Source organism: Imperialibacter sp. (genome assembly GCF_040222385.1).
GTDB lineage: Bacteria > Bacteroidota > Bacteroidia > Cytophagales > Cyclobacteriaceae > Imperialibacter.
Window position 1 is genome coordinate 1 of sequence record NZ_JAVKDF010000038.1, and the last position, 19,617, is coordinate 19,617.

General features: G+C 46.1%; 16 protein-coding genes. 8 read left to right on the top strand and 8 right to left on the bottom strand.

What is annotated here, in order from left to right:
- The first annotated feature begins 63 nt into the window (after nt 1–63).
- Entirely contained in the window at nt 64–1,278 is a 1,215-nt protein-coding gene (locus RIG68_RS19590) for an IS256 family transposase (RefSeq protein ID WP_502880669.1), read from the top strand.
- A 404-nt stretch (nt 1,279–1,682) separates the two neighbouring features.
- Nucleotides 1,683–4,343 (top strand): CHAT domain-containing protein, encoded by a 2,661-nt coding sequence (locus RIG68_RS19595; protein ID WP_350126096.1) that lies wholly within the window; start codon nt 1,683–1,685, stop codon nt 4,341–4,343.
- On the opposite strand, the gene RIG68_RS19600 is transcribed toward RIG68_RS19595, so the two are convergent.
- Genes RIG68_RS19600 through RIG68_RS19610 form a run of 3 tightly spaced genes read right to left on the bottom strand, consistent with a single transcriptional unit; the run spans nt 4,311 to nt 6,402 of the window.
- Nucleotides 4,311–5,054, bottom strand: coding sequence for a hypothetical protein (locus RIG68_RS19600; RefSeq protein ID WP_152000566.1), 744 nt, complete (start codon nt 5,052–5,054; stop codon nt 4,311–4,313). The two genes, RIG68_RS19595 and RIG68_RS19600, sit on opposite strands and share 33 nt — an antisense overlap.
- 28 nt (nt 5,055–5,082) lie before the next feature.
- On the bottom strand, nt 5,083–5,820 hold the full coding sequence (locus RIG68_RS19605) for a hypothetical protein (RefSeq protein ID WP_350126099.1): 738 nt from the start codon (nt 5,818–5,820) through the stop codon (nt 5,083–5,085).
- Nucleotides 5,821–5,829: 9 nt separating this feature from the next.
- On the bottom strand, nt 5,830–6,402 hold the full coding sequence (locus RIG68_RS19610; protein WP_350126102.1) for an RNA polymerase sigma factor: 573 nt from the start codon (nt 6,400–6,402) through the stop codon (nt 5,830–5,832).
- A 138-nt stretch (nt 6,403–6,540) separates the two neighbouring features.
- Here RIG68_RS19610 and RIG68_RS19615 point away from each other — a divergent pair, with 138 nt between their 5' ends.
- Together RIG68_RS19615 and RIG68_RS19620 are read left to right on the top strand one after the other, a co-directional pair.
- Entirely contained in the window at nt 6,541–6,750 is a 210-nt protein-coding gene (locus RIG68_RS19615) for a response regulator transcription factor (protein WP_152000563.1), read from the top strand.
- A 115-nt stretch (nt 6,751–6,865) separates the two neighbouring features.
- On the top strand, nt 6,866–7,015 hold the full coding sequence (locus RIG68_RS19620; protein WP_350126105.1) for a hypothetical protein: 150 nt from the start codon (nt 6,866–6,868) through the stop codon (nt 7,013–7,015).
- Here the strand turns inward: RIG68_RS19620 and RIG68_RS19625 are convergent.
- The 3 genes from RIG68_RS19625 to RIG68_RS19635 all read right to left on the bottom strand — a co-directional run bounded on the left by RIG68_RS19625 (nt 7,003) and on the right by RIG68_RS19635 (nt 9,191).
- Entirely contained in the window at nt 7,003–8,061 is a 1,059-nt protein-coding gene (locus RIG68_RS19625) for a Fic family protein (RefSeq protein ID WP_350126108.1), read from the bottom strand. The genes RIG68_RS19620 and RIG68_RS19625 overlap by 13 nt on opposite strands.
- Nucleotides 8,062–8,604: 543 nt before the next feature.
- On the bottom strand, nt 8,605–8,994 hold the full coding sequence (locus RIG68_RS19630; protein WP_350126111.1) for a type II toxin-antitoxin system VapC family toxin: 390 nt from the start codon (nt 8,992–8,994) through the stop codon (nt 8,605–8,607).
- Nucleotides 8,976–9,191, bottom strand: a complete 216-nt coding sequence (locus tag RIG68_RS19635; protein ID WP_350126114.1) for a hypothetical protein — start codon at nt 9,189–9,191, stop codon at nt 8,976–8,978. Before RIG68_RS19635 ends, RIG68_RS19630 begins: the two co-directional genes overlap by 19 nt.
- Nucleotides 9,192–9,508: 317 nt before the next feature.
- Here RIG68_RS19635 and RIG68_RS19640 point away from each other — a divergent pair, with 317 nt between their 5' ends.
- Entirely contained in the window at nt 9,509–9,763 is a 255-nt protein-coding gene (locus tag RIG68_RS19640; protein ID WP_350076031.1) for a type II toxin-antitoxin system Phd/YefM family antitoxin, read from the top strand.
- Nucleotides 9,760–10,014, top strand: a complete 255-nt coding sequence (locus RIG68_RS19645) for a Txe/YoeB family addiction module toxin (protein WP_350076029.1) — start codon at nt 9,760–9,762, stop codon at nt 10,012–10,014. Before RIG68_RS19640 ends, RIG68_RS19645 begins: the two co-directional genes overlap by 4 nt.
- Nucleotides 10,015–10,201: 187 nt before the next feature.
- Here the strand turns inward: RIG68_RS19645 and RIG68_RS19650 are convergent, their stop codons facing one another.
- Nucleotides 10,202–12,691 carry a PspC domain-containing protein gene (locus RIG68_RS19650; protein ID WP_350126117.1) on the bottom strand — a complete coding sequence of 830 codons (2,490 nt, stop codon included), beginning with the start codon at nt 12,689–12,691 and terminating at the stop codon, nt 10,202–10,204.
- Nucleotides 12,688–13,038 (bottom strand): PadR family transcriptional regulator, encoded by a 351-nt coding sequence (locus RIG68_RS19655; protein WP_152000559.1) that lies wholly within the window; start codon nt 13,036–13,038, stop codon nt 12,688–12,690. The genes RIG68_RS19650 and RIG68_RS19655 overlap by 4 nt, the downstream gene beginning before the upstream one ends.
- A gap of 457 nt (nt 13,039–13,495) precedes the next feature.
- On the opposite strand from RIG68_RS19655, the gene RIG68_RS19660 reads away from it, so the two are divergent.
- Both RIG68_RS19660 and porU2 read left to right on the top strand, forming a co-directional pair.
- Nucleotides 13,496–14,560, top strand: coding sequence for a putative type IX sorting system protein PorV2 (locus tag RIG68_RS19660; RefSeq protein ID WP_350126120.1), 1,065 nt, complete (start codon nt 13,496–13,498; stop codon nt 14,558–14,560).
- Entirely contained in the window at nt 14,550–19,613 is a 5,064-nt protein-coding gene (gene porU2 / locus RIG68_RS19665; protein ID WP_350126122.1) for a putative type IX secretion system sortase PorU2, read from the top strand. The genes RIG68_RS19660 and porU2 overlap by 11 nt, the downstream gene beginning before the upstream one ends.
- Nucleotides 19,614–19,617 lie beyond the last annotated feature (4 nt).

Below are 19,617 nucleotides of genomic sequence, written 5' to 3' on the forward strand. Positions count from 1 at the left end.
GAGACTGTTCAGAAAAGTGTGTCATAAGTATAAGTAAAAATAAAATGAGAACTTATGACAGAAATGGAATCAAAGAGACCACCTCGGAGTGAGTTGGAGCAACTTTTCGAGGAAGCATTACAGACACTTAAGTCGGGCAAAAAGCTTGAAGGTGCAGATGGCGCCATTAGCCCGATAATAAAACGTCTTCTGGAAGTTAGCCTGGAAGGTGAGATGGATAATCATCTAGCTGAAGGGCGTCCCAATCGACGTAATGGTCATGGGAAGAAGAAGTTAAAAACGAGCTTTGGTGAGGTTGATGTGGATACCCCCAGGGATCGTGATGCGACCTTTAGCCCTGAGCTGGTACCCAAACGTCAACGGAGCTTAGGCCCTAGCTTAGAGAGTAAAATTCTACACTTGTATTCGCTGGGGATGAGCTACCGGGATATTTCTAACCACATCTATGAGATGTATGGAATGGAGTTATCAGCAGCGCAGCTAACAACTATAACCGATCGCATATGGCCTGAGATAGAAGAATGGCGTAACCGGGCACTGGATCGAGTTTACCCTTTTGTTTGGTTGGATGCACTTTTCTATAAAGTCCGTCAGGATGGTCAAATACGCAGCATGGCAGCCTATTTGGTTCTAGGGATGAACAAGGAAGGCGAAAAGGATTTGTTAGGCATTTATTTGTCGGAGAGTGAGAGTTCTAAGTTTTGGATGCAAGTGCTTAGTGATCTTCAAATTCGTGGGGTAGAAGATATTATTATCGCCTGTATTGATAACCTGAAAGGGTTTAGGGAAGCCATTATGGCTATGTTTCCAAAGACGGACGTGCAGTTGTGTATTGTTCACCAGATAAGAAACTCCATCAAGTATGTGCCCGATAGCGATCGCAAAGAAGTCATTAGAGATATGAAATCGATCTACAAGGCCAATAACTATGAATCAGCAGAACAATCACTCGGGCAATTTGAGATTAAATGGGAGAAGAAATACCCAGCAATGATCCGATCCTGGAAGAACAATTGGGAAGGCTTAACAAGCTTTTATAATTATCCAGAGGAGATTAGGCATATAATGTACACTACTAACTCAATTGAAGGGTTTAATAGGCAAATAAGGAAAGCCACCAAAGCTAAGGGTGCTTTACCATCTGAAAGAGCCTTATATAAACTCCTTTATTTAGTCAGTTCAAAGGTTCAAAAGAAATGGTCCAGACCGGTATCATGGACCAAGGTGATAAGTATACTAACTATGACATATCCCGAAAGACTTGAACCCAACTTTTAAAAAATGACACACTTAACTGAACATAACCCCTTTTAATGCAATATTGAATTGGCTTAGTCCTATTCTTCAAACTAATTGTCCCACATCCGTCCAATCCCCTTTGAATGGTCATAGTATTTTGGCAATTTATATATTGATCTCAACCTGATTAATTGACTAATCAATAGATGCGACTCGCCTGCCTTACCTGCACCTTGTTTTGCCTATTCTTTTCCTTGTCCGCCCAGCCGCCTGATTTCGAATTGATCAGGAAGGATTTGGAGAAGGTGGATTCGCTGATTTTTACGCTTAATCAAGAGAAAGCATATCCCATCATCAAAAACCTGCGCAAGCAGCGCTTGTCGCATGAGGCCGGGTTGTTGCTGGATGTTTACGAAGCTCGAACACACTTTCACAACAGAGAGTTGGAGAAAGGACTGAAAATGCTCAGGACTCTGAAGGAACCGGTTGAGAGGAAAGGTGATGCTTATCTTAAAGGAAATTGGCTATTGGCTAAGGGTATTTATCATTTTAGAGAACGGGAAAATGATAGCGTTGTTGTCACTTTGAACAGGGCGGAAATAGTTTTAAGGCAGTCTTATACGGAAAAAAAGGTTCCACTTTTTTTCGCAGTTCACTACAAAGTGCTGACGTACTGGTGGCGACTTGCTAAAAGCAGAGAAGGGTTGCGGGAAGCTGAAAAACTGATGGATCTCGTTAGGTCGCATTCACCAAAATCGATTTTCTATGCCGACGCTTCCTACTCGCTCGGAACTCTCTATCAGGATAAATATGACCTTGAAAGTGCTAAATCTTGTTTTTTGGAGTCCCTCTCGATTGCTCAGAATAACCAGTGGGGTCAGCTTGTCAATGATTGCCTCGTGGCGTTGGGTAACCTCTATTACAACGCTGAACGTTTCGGTGACGCCACGGATTTTTACGAAAAAGCGATTGATCAGGAAATTGAAAGAAATGGCGTTAATAGTAGAAGTTTAATCAACTATTATAACAATTGTGCCAGTGGCTATAAAAAAGCCGGGGTGCCAGATTTGGCTTATCAGGTGCTCCAACGTGGTAAATCTTTGGCGGCCCGGGTTGCAGGACAAAAGTCTCTGGAATCGTCATGGTTTAGTTTGAATTTGGCAAATTTCTTTCTGGATCAGAAAAATTACGATTCTGCACGCTATTATTTTAACGAAAACCTATCTCTGAAGACATCCCTTGTTGGTTTAAAACACGATGATGTAGGGTGGGCATATGGCGGATTAGCTGAGTTCCATCACAAAATGAAGAATAATGATTCGGCGCTCTACTTTATTCAAAAGGCGATTGTTGCGGCCCACCCTACCTTTGAAAACTTTGGAGTTAGCGAAAATCCTCCCTTTGACACTGTGTTATATAGTAATAGCCTATTCACCTTTATGTATCGGAAAGGGGTATACCTTCACAAGAAAAGCCTCGAGAGCACAAGTGGTGTCTTAAATGATGATGTGTTTTTCTATTACAACGAATTAGAGAACTTACTCTTGTCAAGAAGAGAAATCTATTCTGGAGATATGACAAAGATGTACATGTTCAGTGACATGAAGAAGGTGTTTGAGCTGGGCCTCGACATATGTTATGCTCGCATGGCTATTGCATCTGACCGTAAACGGATGTTGGAGAGGAGTTTTAAAATACTTCAAATGAGCAAATCTGTCCAGTTATTGGAAGAAATACTTTTAGGAACAAGAAGGGAAGGAAATGGCGTCGAACCAGGCCTGCTCGACTCACTTAAAAAGTATGAAACCTTGTGGGCGACATTTGAGGACTTGTCAACAGAAAAAACTATCAACAAGCCGATGATTGTGCGAAGGCAGTTTGTAAGGAGCAAACTTGACAGTATTTCTACCGTCCTTTCATCTAACTATCCACAGTTCAGTAATATTGATTTGCAAAACAATCTTGGGAGTCTTGACCAGCTATCCAGCTTTTTATCGTCGTCTTCGTCTTACTACGCAGAGTTTTTTTGGGGGGCAAACTCCATTTATTGCATGTCTTATGATGGTGACGATTTTGTTGTAAAAAAGGTTGCTGATGTCAATCAAGTGGGCAGTGAGCTGGCCACAGTGCTGGGTATTTTGACGGCAAACAAGCAGCAACCAGAACTTTTCTCTGCATCTGCGTTTAAGTTATCCTCCATGCTATTCAATAACGCCTTTCTCGACCATCTTGAGTTTGCACAAGTTTTATATCTGGTTCCAGACGGACCCCTGGCTTTTTTGCCATTCGAGGTACTACTCACTGCTGAGCCAGGTTCAAGTGATGGATTTAACACCTTCAAGTATTTGTTGTTTGCTGCTCCAATCGCCTACTCCTTCAGTTCTCAATTGATGATCGCTTCAGGCCATGAGCGGGTGAGCGCTGAAGAAGTTGTTGGGTTGGGATACTACAATTTGTCAAAAACCCGCACCAATAATCTTCCGGGATCAAAGAAAGAGCTTGATTTAATACGACGATACTGGGAAGGCGAGTTCGTTTATGACGCATCTCGGGACGATTTGCTTAAGAATCTCAACACAAACAAAATCCTTCATGTCGCAGTACACGGAGGCACAGACACTTTATCTATTTTTGGCTCCTATCTAAGTTTTGCTAACAAAGAAGGTCGGGAATTGAAGGTTTATTCGAATCAACTACACAATGAAAAAACGAATTCCCCGCTTGTGGTGCTTAGTGCTTGTCAGAGTGGTTTTGGAAAGTCGGTTAAAGGGGAGGGTATATTAAGCTTGGGAAGGGCCTTTAGATTATCCGGGGCCAGGGCGGTAATTCAAAGTCTTTGGAGAACTGATGACGATGCTTCGGTTGAAATTATGGGTGCGTTCTATCGAGCGATGCGAACTGGCGAACCACCGCTAATGGCGCTATATGAAGCAAGAAAGAAACTGGTCTCGAAATCTGATTACAAAACAGCCCATCCGGCAAGATGGGCTTCATTTGTTTATTATGGAAATTTAGAAGAAAGGGACTCTCACCCTCTCTTTATTATGATGGCATTAGCTTTGGCAGGTCTTCTATTTTTTCTTTACATCATACGCAAGAGGTAAAACCCGCATTTTGCCGTCAAGGGGAAATCTAACCCGACCAATTTTGTATGAAACGCTATCCTTGAGCGATACTAATACGCCTGTGGACTTTAGAAACATGAGTGTTGTGTCACCAAAGGACACCATGCCGTATGGATTGGCGTTTCCATAAATCAATCCATCGGTATAGGGATCTTCAACTATCCCGAATCTGTCAGGGCTATTGTTGGTTATTATTTTTATCTCGTCAGGCAGAACGGAGTGGGGGTGCCTACATTGAGACCCATCTTCAAACTCGCAGAGATCAAAGGCAATTGTCATTGGGTGATCCTGAGCTAGCCCCTTTAGTATGGTAGTTCTCACTACCATGGAGTAGTTCTTGGTCGTAAACTGGAGATTGGGAAGATTTCCGTTGTTTATTCCGGGAAGCAGAAAAGTGTCTGCCGTCGAGTCATATGTCGTCAGTGCATACACATATTTATGTATTCTTTGAGCTGAGTCTGTGGTCGATTTTTTATCACATTTCGAGCACGGGTTATGTACCTCTCCGTTAATATGGGTTCTGCGACCTTTTTTTCTCAGGCCTTCCAGATCAAGGTCCGGGTGATAAAAGATCAGCGTGTCAACCGTGCTTTCGGAGTTATCTGTTGACTGTCGGCTGCTCCCACAACTTGCCCCAACAATTGCCAGTAAGATGATGAAAACACTGGGATTTGTAATTGAATGCTTCATAATGGTAAGTATAGGTTGAAAATAAAGTTTATATAGCCTTCAATATAGCCCGACTCCTCTCCTCATAAGCCGTGCCCGACTCAGCCAGCACCTCAAATAACTCTTTCGCTTTCTCCTCCTCTTCCAGCTTTAACCAGGCCAGGGCCAGGTACCATTGCACCTGTGTTTTGTAGTCCATAGCTTCCTTGCTCAATGGCTCCCAGATAGCCGCCGCTTTGTCGGCCTCATCCTTTGCCAGGTAGCTCATGCCGAGGTAAAACAGGGTACCTTCATCGGGCTTTTGAATACTTTCAAAGATTTCAATGGCCATGTCATAATCCTCGTCGGCATATCTCCTAAAGGCCAGGTCTTTTGCTGTGAGGCTGTCTTTCGCACTGCTGTCCCGGTAAATGGGTGCTTCCACATTGGGGTAAACCTCAAAGTATTCGGCATAAAGCGCCTGTGGTTCCGCACTTCTCAGCAAAAAGAGCCACGCAGCCACTACCATCAGCGCCACCGAGGCCGCCACCGGCAACCAAACCTTCCAGTTGAAAGTGGCCGCTCCGGTAGGTGCCGTGTCGACAATGTCGGCTTCTGCCGCCTGAATCGCCTTCCAGGCTTTCTCCAGTTCTGCTCGTTCCAGTCCTTTCTGTAAGTATCGCACATCCTCAAACAGTTGTGCGAAATCTTTTTCTGCCGCCAGCCTTTGCCGGAATTCTTCTTCCTCGCTTTCTGAAAGCTCTCCACTGAGGTACCTGTCGATTAGTGCTATGTCCTGCTCTTCCATTTACCTCTATTAAGCTAAAGCCATTTGAATCTTTTCTTTTTGCAGCAGCTCTCTTAGCTGTTGCAGGCACTTGTACTTTTTATTCTTGGCTGTTGCTTCGTTTTTGTAGCCAAACTCTTCCATCAGCTGCCTGATGCTTGCCCGGAAATAGTAAAACCGTGTAAGCATACTCTGGCACGGATCGCCCAGCTTTTCGATGGCCTTTTTGGTTGCCTCCAGCAAACTTTCTTTCAGCAGCGCTTCGTCGGTTGCTTCCTGACCTTCACCTCTGTCATCCACCCATTCCAGGGGATTGCTGCTCAAAGGTATTTTCATGTCTTCTCTCACCATCTCCTTGTACACATTGAGCCCGATACTGAATAGGTAGGGCTTTATGCTGTCGTGCATCATGGTCATTTTTCCCTTCACCACATTGTTGTAAAGCCGCAAAGTAGCTACCTGATAAATGTCCATGGCGTCGTCGTTGCTCATCTTATATTTGGCCCGGATCATGCCGATAAACTCCTGTCGGTATTTGCTGTATAATTCGCCGAGGGCCTGCATGTCTCCGTTTTTAAGCGAAGCGATCAAGGTTTCATCCATTCCGGTTGTAGTATAATGATTGAAAAGACTAAAGGTCACCTAAAATACCTAAATATAAGTAGCAGCAAAAAATTACAGATAGTGCGGTGACCTTTTCTTGGAATCGTCATAAGGTAGTGTATTAAAAATGAAACTATCATGACCGAACAAGCCAATCCATTAACGAGAAGAGAAAAGGAGATCATTGAGCAGTTGTCGTTTGGCTACAGCGCCAAGCAGATTTCGGACATCCTTTTCATTAGTGAATTAACCGTAGCCAAGCACAAAAGCAACCTGTTTATGAAGCTGAATGTGAATAATACACCGCACCTGGTGAGCCTGGCCCTAAGGGAGGGACTGATATGCTGATTTTTTCTTTGAATAGCGCAACAACGAAAACTAATACGTAGAATCTTTTAGTTAGGTACACAGATCAGTGGAAAGCCTGGGGTAGATAGCCCCGGGCTTTTTTGTGCAGACAACAATGTTTGGAAAACTGCTGGCAAGGCTTTCAGGTCACGGTACAGACACAGAAGCAGGGGCGAGATCGCTCACCAGGTACCTGGCTGAGGCGGCGCATGAGGACAGGAACCTTTCTAACTACCTGCATGAGATTGGCAGCTATTCCAGATAGTGGTAGCGGGTGCCCTTTCTCTCTCCAATCTTTAACAATAAACCTTCATTGACCAGGTAAGACATGTCTTTCTTCAGGGTGTTTCGTGAGTAGGCTTTAAATGCTTCTTCGATTTCACTCATGCGTGCTGCCTTCTGCTTTTTGATGAACTCCAGCACTGATTGCTGTCTTTCGTTCAGCTCTTTTGTCAGCTTGCTATAAACCTCATATTTTGCTTCTAAGCGCTTGATAAGTGTAGACAGACAATCCAGGAAAAATAAGATCCATCTGTCTATCTTTTCGGTTTTCTTGTACCGGTTTTTCTGGCCTTCCATCAAAGCCCTGTAGTAGTCTTCTTTCCGCTCTTCAATGATATGCTCAAAAGATACGTACTGAACGAAACCATACCCTTGTTGCAAGAGTAGCAAAGTCGTCAATAACCGTGACAACCTTCCGTTTCCGTCCTGATAGGGGTGGATGGATAAAAATTCGTATACAAAAGCGGCTGTAATCATCACCGGATGCATATCTGCTTTTGTCAGGCGTTCGTCAGCCCAGTTCAACAACTCTTCCATTTCCCTGGAAGTGGAAGATGGGTCGGTTGTTCTGAAAATTGTTCGTCGTGTTCCGTCAGGGTAGTTGGCCACTACCTGGTTAGACAGGGTTTTATACTGCCCTTTATGGCTCTGGTCTTTGGCACTGTGCTTTAGGAGCATCCCATGCAATTGATGGATATATCTTTCTGACAACGCTATGTCCGTATAATTATCCAGGATGACTTGTAGCGTTTCATAATATCCAACCACTTCTTGTTGTTCTCTGGTGGTCAGCTTCGTAATTTTTACAGATCTAAGGAGCTTTTCGACTTCTGCATCTGTCAATGTCGCTCCTTCGATTCGGGTAGATGAACCTATGCTTTCGATGGTCGCTATTTTCCTGAGTTCTTTGAGGTGTTTGCTGTGCTTTAGTTCTATTGATTGCCAGTTTCCTTTGAAGCTGTCAATAATACTTAACTGCTTCATCAGTTGTTGGAAGACATCTCCGCCGAATGCAAGTTTTTGGTTCATTGCCATCTGATTTTTATGGATATATCCAAAAAGCATCCAAATGTATCCATAAATAGTTCCTTCTCTATTATGCATTTTGAATATATCCAAAACGCATCCAAATATACCCATAAATCTTCTTAGTCAGAGGCACCAACGGATATGAGTTTACCGCTATCAACTTGCCCCTCAGGTGGGTGGGAGTTTGGACACACATTAGGAAGAAGTAGACCCTGGTTTCTATAAGAAGAAGGAAGGGAAGGTGTATCCGGTCGGCATTATTGCCCCGGAAGACCTTGTGATTACCGGGCCGGGTAACACATGCCGCATTTGGTGGGCCAGGTCTCAAGAGAAGAGCTGATATGCTGATAGTTTACTTTGAGTAAAGCAATAACGAAAACTAATACATAGAATCTTTTAGTTAGGTACACAGATCAGTGGAAAGCCTGGGGTAGATAGCCCCGGGCTTTTTTGTGGTTTTGACTAGCCGAAGTATCCTGCCTGCTATGGCCGATGGGCCGGAATATGCACCTTAGACAACTTTTTTTAGCCTATCAAATTTCATCAGGTATTCCAAAGCCTAACGCCTTCGATATACTTAAAATCCTTTAGGTTCAATGTGTAAAGTGGAAGATCATGAGTGATGGCAGTTGCGGCTATCAACCCATCACCTAGTGTTAGGTTATGACTCAAGGAGTATTTGTTCATCAACTTCATAAACATTTCACAAGTCGGCTTGTCGATATCCAAGACTTTGAGATGGGATAAATCCTGATTGATCTTGTTCAGTTCCTTTTTGTTCAAAGCGCCATACATCAGCTCTCCTGACGTAACGATGCTCAAAACGATGTTTTCCTGACCGATTTGCTTCAATGCTTCAAGAATAGTAGCATTCTCTTTATAAAATTCAATGATGATATTGGTATCGCAAAGGACTAACTGTTCCTTTTCCATGCTTTTTCCCGAAGCTGCTTAGCGTCTATTGCTCTGCCCTTCCACAGCCCTGCAGAGGCGAAAAAGTCATACTTTTTCGGCGATGTTGATTTTAATGGCTTATGCCTTTCCACCTCGACAAAATCGAGCTGTTGCAAAAAATTTACCAGATAGAGTAGTTTACTGTCGTCCTTTACGGTCAGCGTTAACTTTTCCATATATCAAAGATAAATATTTAACACTAACTTTTAGTTCATCTCAATGGATGATGTTGATAAAATTCCTCTTTCGGCCCTCTGTGTCATTCCGCAAAACTCGGAGGGAACACAATTTTAAGACATGTAGAACTGGCGTTCAATTAAAGAAGTAAGAGAAGGTGTATCAGTTAGAGATTATTGCCCAGGAAGGCCTTGCGACTGCCCGGCCGGGGAATACACACCGCACCTGGTGACTCCGGATTTTCGGGTACAACCTTGTTGTGAACGGATTCGTACAATATATTGTACAACTAATGTCAGTTGATTAACTTTGAGTCATGGAAATAACAACCTATTCAAATTTTCGTCAGAACATGAAGGCCTTTCTCGACAAGGTGCTGTCTTCTCATTCACCTCTGTTTGTTTCCCGAGCAAATGGCGAAGACGTGGTAGTGATGTCGAAAGCTGACTACGAAAGCATGGAAGAGACGATGTATCTTTTAAGTAGCTCCAAAAATGCTGAAAGACTTGCCCGTGGAATAGAGGAATACAAAGAGGGAAAAGGGTTAGAGCGGGAGCTGATTGACGAATGAAAATCGTTTTCCTCTCTCCGGGATGGGAAGATTATCTCCACTGGCAACAGACTGATAAAAAGATGCTTAGGAGAATCAATGAGTTAATCAAACAATGCCAGCGAATCCCATTTGAAGGCATCGGGAAGCCCGAGCCACTACGAAGTAATTTGGCGGGCTGGTGGTCGAGAAGGATTGATCATGAGCACAGGCTGGTGTATAAGGCTGAGGGAGACTCACTTTACATTCTTCAGTGTAGAAAGCATTATTAGCTGAGGCTATTTTAAAGATAACATAGAAGCGGACGCTTGCGTTACGGGTGCTCGCACCATTGCATAAAAAAACCGAACACCTTCCGGCGTCCGGCTTTTCGGACTTGAAAATTGGGCAAATGAAAAATCTTGGTTATTGGTAAGTAGTTGGCTTCTCTTCACCACTTACTGCTCACCTCTTACCTTCTTACTCTTTCCTTACCGACCCCGCTCCTGACCTTCTGATATCTGAGCTTGCCTCGCCCTGGTACACAATGGTGCTGGCACCGGATGCTTCGGCTTTCAGATCGACCATGGCGTTTACCTTGGCACGGGCTGCTCCCTGCGCTTTCACTTCCACATAGCGGGCTTCACTGCCAAATGCGTCGAGTGAGGCAGCGCCTTCCACATCAGCTTTTAGCTCGTTCACATTTCCCCGCAGGGTGAGTTTGCTGCCGCCGTCCATTTCTATGTCGAGCTTAGAAGCGTCGATGTCCATATCCACCTGGGCAAAGCCGGATAGGTTAATGTTAAGCTTGTTGGCCTGGAAACCGTCGACATAAGCTTCTGAAGCGCCGGACAGCTCAAGACCTTCCAGGTCGGGCGTGCTGATGTAGACGTAAATTTTGTCGCTCGACTCCCAGTTGTCACGCCAGTCCCAGTTGCGCCCACGGATGTCGAATTTCAGCACCCCGCCCGACTGGCTCACTTTTACCCTTTCCAGCCACTCATCGTCGCCAGTGATTTCGATGTCTTTGTAGTCACCCTGCTTGATGTAGAACTTGAAGATGCCGCCGGCTTCAATTTCATCATATCCTTTGAAGTCGTAAGTAAGGGGTTTTGCATCGAAGGAGCTTTTTCCTGAGCCTGAGTTATATGAGTAATAGTCGTCATCTTCCTCGCAAGTGGTGCACTTCAAGCCAGCGTCAGTAAACACCCAGGTATTGCCTTCCATTTGGCGGGTAGAGTAGCCATTTCTATAGATAGTGTTTCTCAGAATCCTGGCCAGGCTTTCGTCCATTTTGAAGGGCTGGTTGTAGGGGATGTACAGCGTGATGTCCAGGTTCTGTACCCTGAAGCGTGCGTCGTTTGTAAACTTAAGCTCTCTTGGGAAGTTGAAGATGGAATCTTGCACATTGAGATCATAAGTAACCATCTGCGCATTTTCAAGAGCTGTCGAACGGTCTCGTCCTCTTGCTTCAAAATCGAAGACGGCTTTGTACACTGAATCTTCGTGACCTCTCAGGCGAAGCTCCACGGCTTCGTATTGTCCGTTCCACTCGTCCCACTCCCGGCGGTCGCTGCCTGACAGCGTCAAGACTGCTGTTTTGCCTGCCATATCGTAGGTCTTGGTTTCAGTGTGGATGGCGTCTGTGCGGAAGTCCATGATAATGCGTGGCACTGTGTAGCTCACAAGCACCAGACTGATGATCCACAAGCCGAACAGCGTCCATCCTAAGAAGGATCCGGCCACCCATCTTTTGGCCATGATGCTGATACCACCCAGGGTGATAGCCAACGCTGGTATGAAAGCCGACAGGAACAGACCAAAGACAGCCCAGCCAGGTAGTGTCTGCTGGAAAAGCTCTACTGGCACACCGTCAACCGACACCCAGTCCCACCAACCAATGGTAAGCCCAAAGAACATGGCACATGTTATCGCAATGGCGGTCATTGTCGACAACCCGATTATGCTGAAAAGCAGGCCAATAAATACCCGGATGATATCAACGAATACGTTGGCAGCAGGGCCGATAAATTTGGCTATGCCATTGATGATCAATGCGATCAAACGGAATGGGAATAGCAGCACTTTCACGATCGGACTTTCTTCGTCTTCTTTTATGTTGAGGTTCGACTTGATGTTTGTCTCAATATTGGAAAGTGTGACAGGCTCTCCCTGCATCTGCATTTTCTCGGTAATGGTCTTTGCCAGGGGCGTGATGATCCACAGGATGATATAGACAAAGAAACCGGTACCCCCGAGGAAGATAGATAGCACAAACAAGAGCCTGATCACTGTTACATCTACTCCGAAATAGGCAGCCACCCCACTGGCCACGCCACCCAGTACCCGGTCTTCCTGACTCCGGAACATCTTCTTGATTTTCTTGTCGTCTTCAAGAGCTTTGTTGCCCGGTACCACAATCCACAGGATAATATAGGCGAGCAAAATTGCGCCACTTAAGCCTGGTAGAAAGAAGTTGAAGAACATAAGCAGAAAGAGCAAACGCACCCACATGGGGTCGATGCTGAAATAGTGGGCAAGACCACTGCACACCCCACCAACGACTTTTCTGTTGATGTCACGATAAAGTTTTTTCGAACTGGTCTTCTCTTTTTCTTCGGTCTTTTCTTCCGCTGTATCAGTAGGCTCTTCGCTGCTTGTGTCGGCTGCGGCAGCAGGTGCTGCTTTGTCCTCCACGTCTTCAATCGCCTCAAAGTCGGCAATGGTACCCATGGTGGAGATCAGCATATTGACATCTTCGATGGCCACTACCTGCTTGTTCTCTTTGTCCAGCTTCTCGAGAAAAATCTCAGCTATTCTGCTTTCGATATCGGCGATAATTTCCTTGCTGTCTTCGAAAGTCGAAAAATAGGTGGTAATGGATTCGAGATAGCCCTTTAGCCTTTCATAACCATCTTCCTCTATATGGAAGATAATGCCGCTAATATTGATGCTTATATTCTTATTCATTTCTTTTGCCCGTTTTGCTTTTTCGTTGTCATAATTTTACTGGTAGAGCCCACAAGTTCATCCCAGGTACCCTGGAGCCCATTTAAAAAAGTTGTTCCTTCATCAGTCAGGGTATAGTATTTTCGGGGTGGCCCTGAATTTGATTCAACCCATTTGTAGTCAACGAGGCCGGCCTTTCGCAGCCGGGTAAGGAGGGGGTAGAGTGTTCCTTCCACTACCATGATCTTTGCAGAAGTAAGCTCCTGCAGCATGTCGGAGGCATACACCTCGCCACGTGATATGATATGAAGGATGCAAAACTCGAGAATCCCCTTCCGCATCTGCACCTGTGTATTCTCAATGTTCATCTCGCATTTTGTTTAAGAGTTTTTGACCTTAGCACTATATACGGAAAAGTACCTTGCATGGCCAAGTACTGGCTAAGAAATATTAGTGAATAAACGATTATCATTGAATAGTTATGTTTAATGCTTCAAAAAGTACAATATTATGACGCTTTGTAGGCGTTTGGGCGTCGATTGCCACTGTCGTACTGCGTCTGTTTATTTTGCTAAACAGTTCTTAATCCCTTGACACCACTGGGTGTACCAGCGCAAACACGGACGGAAGGCGGTTGATAGCTGCATTAAAGCTGCTGTCCGACAAGTGGCCGTGTACCCGTGAATCCTTTTTCACCAGCTTCCAACAAAGACCAGCATCTTCATCTACTTTTGTCGTCTATTTGTCGAAGTATTCCAACAAGTGAGCGGGTATGTTGGTGTGGAGAATGTTATATCATTAATTTTAGGTTGAATTAGTCACTGAATGCGGATAGCGTTACTTTTTACATTGTGTTTGTTTTGCTCCGGCCTTGTTGTGGGTCAGGGAAATGCACCCAAATACAGTAATGAATTTCTTGCCATAGGAGTTGGGGCAAGGGCATTGGGCATGGGCAATACCCAGGTGGGGTTGGCCAACGATGTAACGGCGGGCTATTGGAACCCGGCGGCACTCACTCAACTGACAGAACAATACCAGATGGGGCTGATGCATGCGGCCTACTTTGCGGGCATAGCCAATTACGATTTTGCGGGGTTTGCTACACCAATAGACAGCAATACCTTCATGGGAGTCTCCGTAATTCGCTTCGGGGTGGATAATATCCCCGATACCAGGTTTCTTTACGACGCCAGCGGAGCCATCAACTACGACAATATCAGATTCTTTTCTGCTGCTGACTATGCCTTTATGTTTTCGCTTGCAAAAAAGATGGGAGGCTTGTCGCTGGGTGGCAACCTGAAGGTGATCCACCGGACGGTAGGCGATTTTGCGAATGCCTGGGGTTTTGGTCTCGATGCAGCAATGCAATACAACAGGGGAAACTGGAAAATGGGGGCGGTGTTAAGAGACGCCACCGGAACGTTCAATGCCTGGACACACAATTCGTCACTGGTGATTGATGTTTACACTCAAACGGGCAACGTGATCCCGGAAAGCAGCCTTGAAATTACGCTACCCCGCCTGTCGCTGGGGCTGGCTAATGCAGTTGTGAACAAAGGAAAATGGACAGGGCTTGTTGGTGCCGACGTTGATTTGACGTTTGACGGGCAAAGAAATACATTGATCAAAAGTAAATTAGCCAGTATCGACCCGAAAGCTGGCTTTGAGGTGAGCTATGCGCAAAAGGCCTTTTTAAGAGGTGGCGTGAGTCAGCTGCAGCAGGTCAAAGACTTTGACGGCAGCAAATCATGGACTTACCTGCCGTCGTTTGGTATTGGGCTCAACCTTCAGGGCGTGCAGATCGACTATGCTTTGACAGACATTGGAAACAGGGCGCAGTCGCCTTATAGTCACATCTTTTCATTAAGGTATGGATGGAATGCGAAATAGACTGTGGACATACAGAAGTGCTTTATTGACCGGGTTGCTATTTGTAGCAGTAATAGTGCAGGCGCAACCATGGGGCAACGAATGGATCAAACCAGGGCAATCGTACTATAAAATCAAGGTCGCCAGGGAGGGCATATTTCGTCTGACGCAGCAGCAGTTGCTGGAAAGTGGCGTACCTCTTGCCTCCATCGACGCCAGGCGACTACAGCTTTTTCACAGAGGCGTGGAGCAGGCTATTTATCTGCCAGGGCAGGAAGATGGCCGACTTGACGCCAGCGATTATATTGAGTTTTACGGGCAGCCAGCGGATGGCAAGACCGATACGGAACTGTATGTTTCTGAAGATGCCCAACCTCACACTTTATATAACCTGTTTTCTGATTCAGCTACCTATTTCCTCACCTGGCCGCTAACGGCTACCTCTGGCAAGCGGATGTCGGCACCTGTGGCCGAAAACAATGTAGGCAACTTGCCTGCGGAGCCATATTACCTCCGGGAGGTGCTCAAACTACAGGTCAACAATTACTCACAAGGGAAAACCTACCAGGGCGGCGACATCATTCTTAGTCAGTACGACCATGGCGAAGGATGGACAGGCAGTGACATTGCCAAAGGTGCCAATCAAGTGATCACTTTGACTGGATTGACCAATAGGGTTACTTCAGGGCCTGACCCCACACTCGAGGTGCTCCTGGTTGGAAGAAATAACCTGGATCACAACGTGGAAGTGTACGTCGGCCCATCTTCGGCAAGTTTGCGGCTTTTACATACAGCTGAGTTTTCGGAGCACGACCCCTATACTGTTTCTGAAACCATTTTATGGTCAGATATTTCAACTGCCGGGGAGTTGTTTGTGCGGGTGAATGTGGTTGGCATCGGCAGCGCTGCTGATCGGGCTGCAGTGTCCTATGTGAAAGTGAACTACGCAGCTAGTACCGACATGGCTGGCCAGTCGCAGAAAATTTTGACGCTAAGAGAGAACACGGGAAGTAAGTCTTTTATTCGAGTGACCGACCCTGCTGGAGCCAGCAGCCTTTTTGATGTAACCCAGCCGGATAACGTGAACAAAATTGGTGTCATCACAGGAACCAGCGATTTCACGGCAGTGGTAAACGGCACCGCTGTTCAGCGGAAACTGATTGCTACTACCGCTCCCTACACTCCTGTAAGTATTAAGCAGGTGACAATGCTATCCATCGATCCAACGGCTTTTGATTACATCATAGTCACTCACCCCGAGCTTAGAAAGGCCACTACTACAGGAACTGCCGACCCTGTGGCAGCCTACAAAGCTTTTCGTGAAAGTGCAGCTGGGGGGCAACATCAGGTGCTCATTTTAGAAATGGAGCAGATATTTGATGCCTTTAACTATGGGGAAATATCTCCCTGGGCTATTCGCAGACTGGCGGGCTACCTGCTGGCCAACGGTGCGCCTGAATACTTTTTTCTTATTGGAAAAGGAACAGGCGTGCACCGGAATTACTACAGGCAAGACCCTGCTACCACGACGCTTGTCCACTTTGTGCCCACTAACGGTGTGCCTGGAAGTGATGTCGCCATGCTGGCTGGTCTGGCTGGTACTACTTACGAATCGCCGATTGCCATCGGCAGGCTGAACGCCAGAAACCCTGACGACGTGCAAGCCTACCTGAACAAGGTCATGGAGATGGAGAATCAGCCCTTCGATCAGTTGTGGAAAAAGAACTTCATTCATTTGAGTGGAGGAGCCACGCAGGGTGAGTTGGCTACATTTCGTTCGTATGTCAATGGATTCAAGTTCATTGCGGAGGGCAAATACCTGGGAGCCAATGTAGTGACAAGTAGTAAGTCGACCAGTAATGCGGTGGAGCTCATCAACATTGCGGAGGAGGTGAATAACGGCGTGTCAATGATCACTTTTTTCGGTCACTCGGCGAGCTTTTCTACTGATATCGACATTGGTAATGTTTCTAATCCTGGTTTTGGGTACAGCAACAAAGGCAGGTATCCGGTTATTTTGGTCAACGGATGCGATGCCGGTAATATTTTTGAAACTTCGTTCACCTTTGGTGAAGACTGGACGTTGACGCCAAACCTTGGGGCTGTTGGTTTTATGGCCCATACTTACAAAGGCTTTTCCAGCGACCTGCGAAACTTTTCTGGTGTGTTTTATGAGACAGCTTTTGCCGACACCTTGTTTGTGAAGGAAACGCTTGGAAATATCAAAAATGAAGCCTCAAGGAGATACCTTGAACGATACGGCTCTTCCGAACGGAACGTCACTCAGGTACAGGAGGTGTTGCTTCAAGGGGATCCTGCGATAAAGATATTTGGAGCGGGGAAACCCGACTACCAAGTCAGTACCGATGCGCTGGAGGTTATAGATACTGAAGGAAACCCGCTGCAGGTAGCAAAGGATACATTTGCTCTCAAGTTTGTGGTGAAGAATTTTGGTATTGCCACAGAATCTGACTTGAAGATTTATGTGAGGCGAAGGCTGGAGGACGGCAGTGTAAGCCTGGATTCGCTGATCTCTCCGTATGTGCTTCGGGAGGATACCATGTACTTCGGCATTTCAAACCCGAATCTCACCGGATTGGGTAACAATACCTTTGAGGTAATCCTCGACCCAGCCGACGAAATAGATGAATTGGATGAGGGAAACAACACCGCCAGCATCGATCTTTTTTTAGCTAAAGGAACCACTATTCCTATTTTTCCTATGAAGCGGGGAATTGCCGGATCGAATGTCGACTTTGTGATTCAGGCAAGTGACTTGTTTTCACCCTCACGGGGTTTCGAACTTGAAATTGACACGTCCCCGGATTTCAATGGCGCTATGAAGCACAGGATCAGTGGCGACATGCGTGTCATCACTGTTCAGAATGTCGATCTGGCCTCGATATTTTCAATCGGCGATTCTACTGTAATTTATTGGAGAAGCCGCTTTCTGAACCCCGAACCTGAAGAGGACACCTCGTGGGTTTTGAGCCAGTTCACCATGATTAATGATAGCCCCCGTGGATATGCGATGGTGTCTGCCAACCAGTTTGCTGACGCTGAAATAAAAGGAATGTCGCTGTCAGAGTCAGGCTTTGATTGGTCTTTTCCAGAGAACAACCTGGATATCAGTATCAAAACCTTTGGCCCCAACAATCCTGGTGCAGCCGCCCGTGACTACAGCGTCAAAGCTGGTACGCTGGAGCTTTTTGTAGAAAGTGAAGGCTTCAACGTATGCCGGGCCAATACACTTAACGTTGTTGTGTTCGATAAGCAATCGACGGTGCCTTATGCGCCGTTTCCCGAATGGCAAAAGTTTGATGTAAGGCTCACCTGTGGATTGAATTCAAAACGTATTCACAACTTCACTGACGGAGAGATGTATGACCCGGCGGCTTCCAACGGAGGAGCCAGAAGGCTTTCTCAACTGCTGAATGCCGTGCCTGAGGGAGACTATGCTGTCTTTTTTAGCATAGGCACTGTTCAGTACGACAGATGGGATGCTGAGGTAAAAGAGCAGCTAAAAACCTTCGGTATACAAACAGCCACATTGAACGGTCTTGCGAATGGGCAGCCCGTGATTTTCTATGGAAAGAAAGGCCAGGCAGAAGGAACTGCGGTGGAGTTACTTTCCGATGGAAGCGGCAGCCCTGCCGATGAGCAACAGCTTGTGCTCAATGATGTAGTGGAAGGCAAGTTTTTTAGCGGTAGCGTGCTATCGGGCAGGATAGGCCCGGCCAAGTCGTGGGGCTCGCTTTATCAGGAGGTAAAGCTTGGTGCCGGGCAAACTGCCGGAAACTTCAACCTGGATATTTACGGGCTGCGCAACGATGGCATTAAAGATTTGCTGTTTGCCGATGAGAATGTATCAACGATAGACCTGACCTCTGTTGACGCTAATTTTTACCCTTATTTGCAAATAGATTACCATACGGCCGATGAGGCCAATCTGGTGCCTGCGCAATTGAAAAAATGGATCGTCACGTTCAATCAGCTACCGGAGGGCATTTTATTGAACAGCGACCCGACTGCCCGGAACAAGCTGACCAGAACTGCCAATGAAGGGGAGGAGGTTGTTGTGCCGTTTTCATACTTCAACCCTTCTCCGGTTGATTATGCCGATTCCCTGACAGTAAGATACCAACTGGTGTCAAGTGAAACCAGCACTATTCAGGAGTTTGAAATGAAACTACCGGCGCTGCCTGCGGGAGACTCGGTGCAGTTCAATGTGCCGCTAACAACCCTGGGAGCAGGTGGCAAGGAAAGCCTGCGTACCATAGTAGAAACCACAGAAAGGGAGCTGATATCTACCAACAATCAACTGACATTTAGTGACTATTTGGACGTAAATGCGGACAATGTTAATCCACTGCTTGATGTCACCTTCGATGGTACTTACATCCTCAACGGTGACATCGTTTCTCCCAACCCGCTGGTGAAAATGAGATTGTACGATGACTATGAGTATTTGCAAAAGCAAGACACGATTGGTATTGAGGTGTACCTCAAATCTCCCTGCGAAGAGTGTGACTACGTGCGGGTACCTTTTTCCGGAGGCAAGATGACATGGTCTGCCAACACCGAAAAGAAGGAGTTCAATATTGAGTTCCGACCCGGGCCGTTGGAAGATGGCATTTATGCGATGCGTGTGATAGCGACCGACGTGAGTGGAAACCAGGCTGGAACAGCCCCTTACGAGATCAGCTTTGAGGTCATCAACGAGTCGACGGTAACAAACTTCTATCCCTATCCCAATCCGTTCAGCACCAGTACCAAATTTGTGTTTACCCTCACAGGGTCAGAAATACCCGATCAGCTGAAAATACAAATCATGTCGGTGTCAGGCAGGGTGGTGAGGGAGATTACACAGGACGAAATTGGCCCGATTCGCATTGGTAATAACATTACGCAGTTTGCCTGGAACGGAACAGATGAGTATGGCGACCAGCTGGCCAATGGCGTTTACCTTTACAGAGTGCTGCTTCGCATGAATGGCCAATCGCTGGAGCACAGGGCAACGTCAGCCGACAAAGCCTTTAAGAATGGCTTTGGGAAGCTGTATATTCTGAGATAGGGAG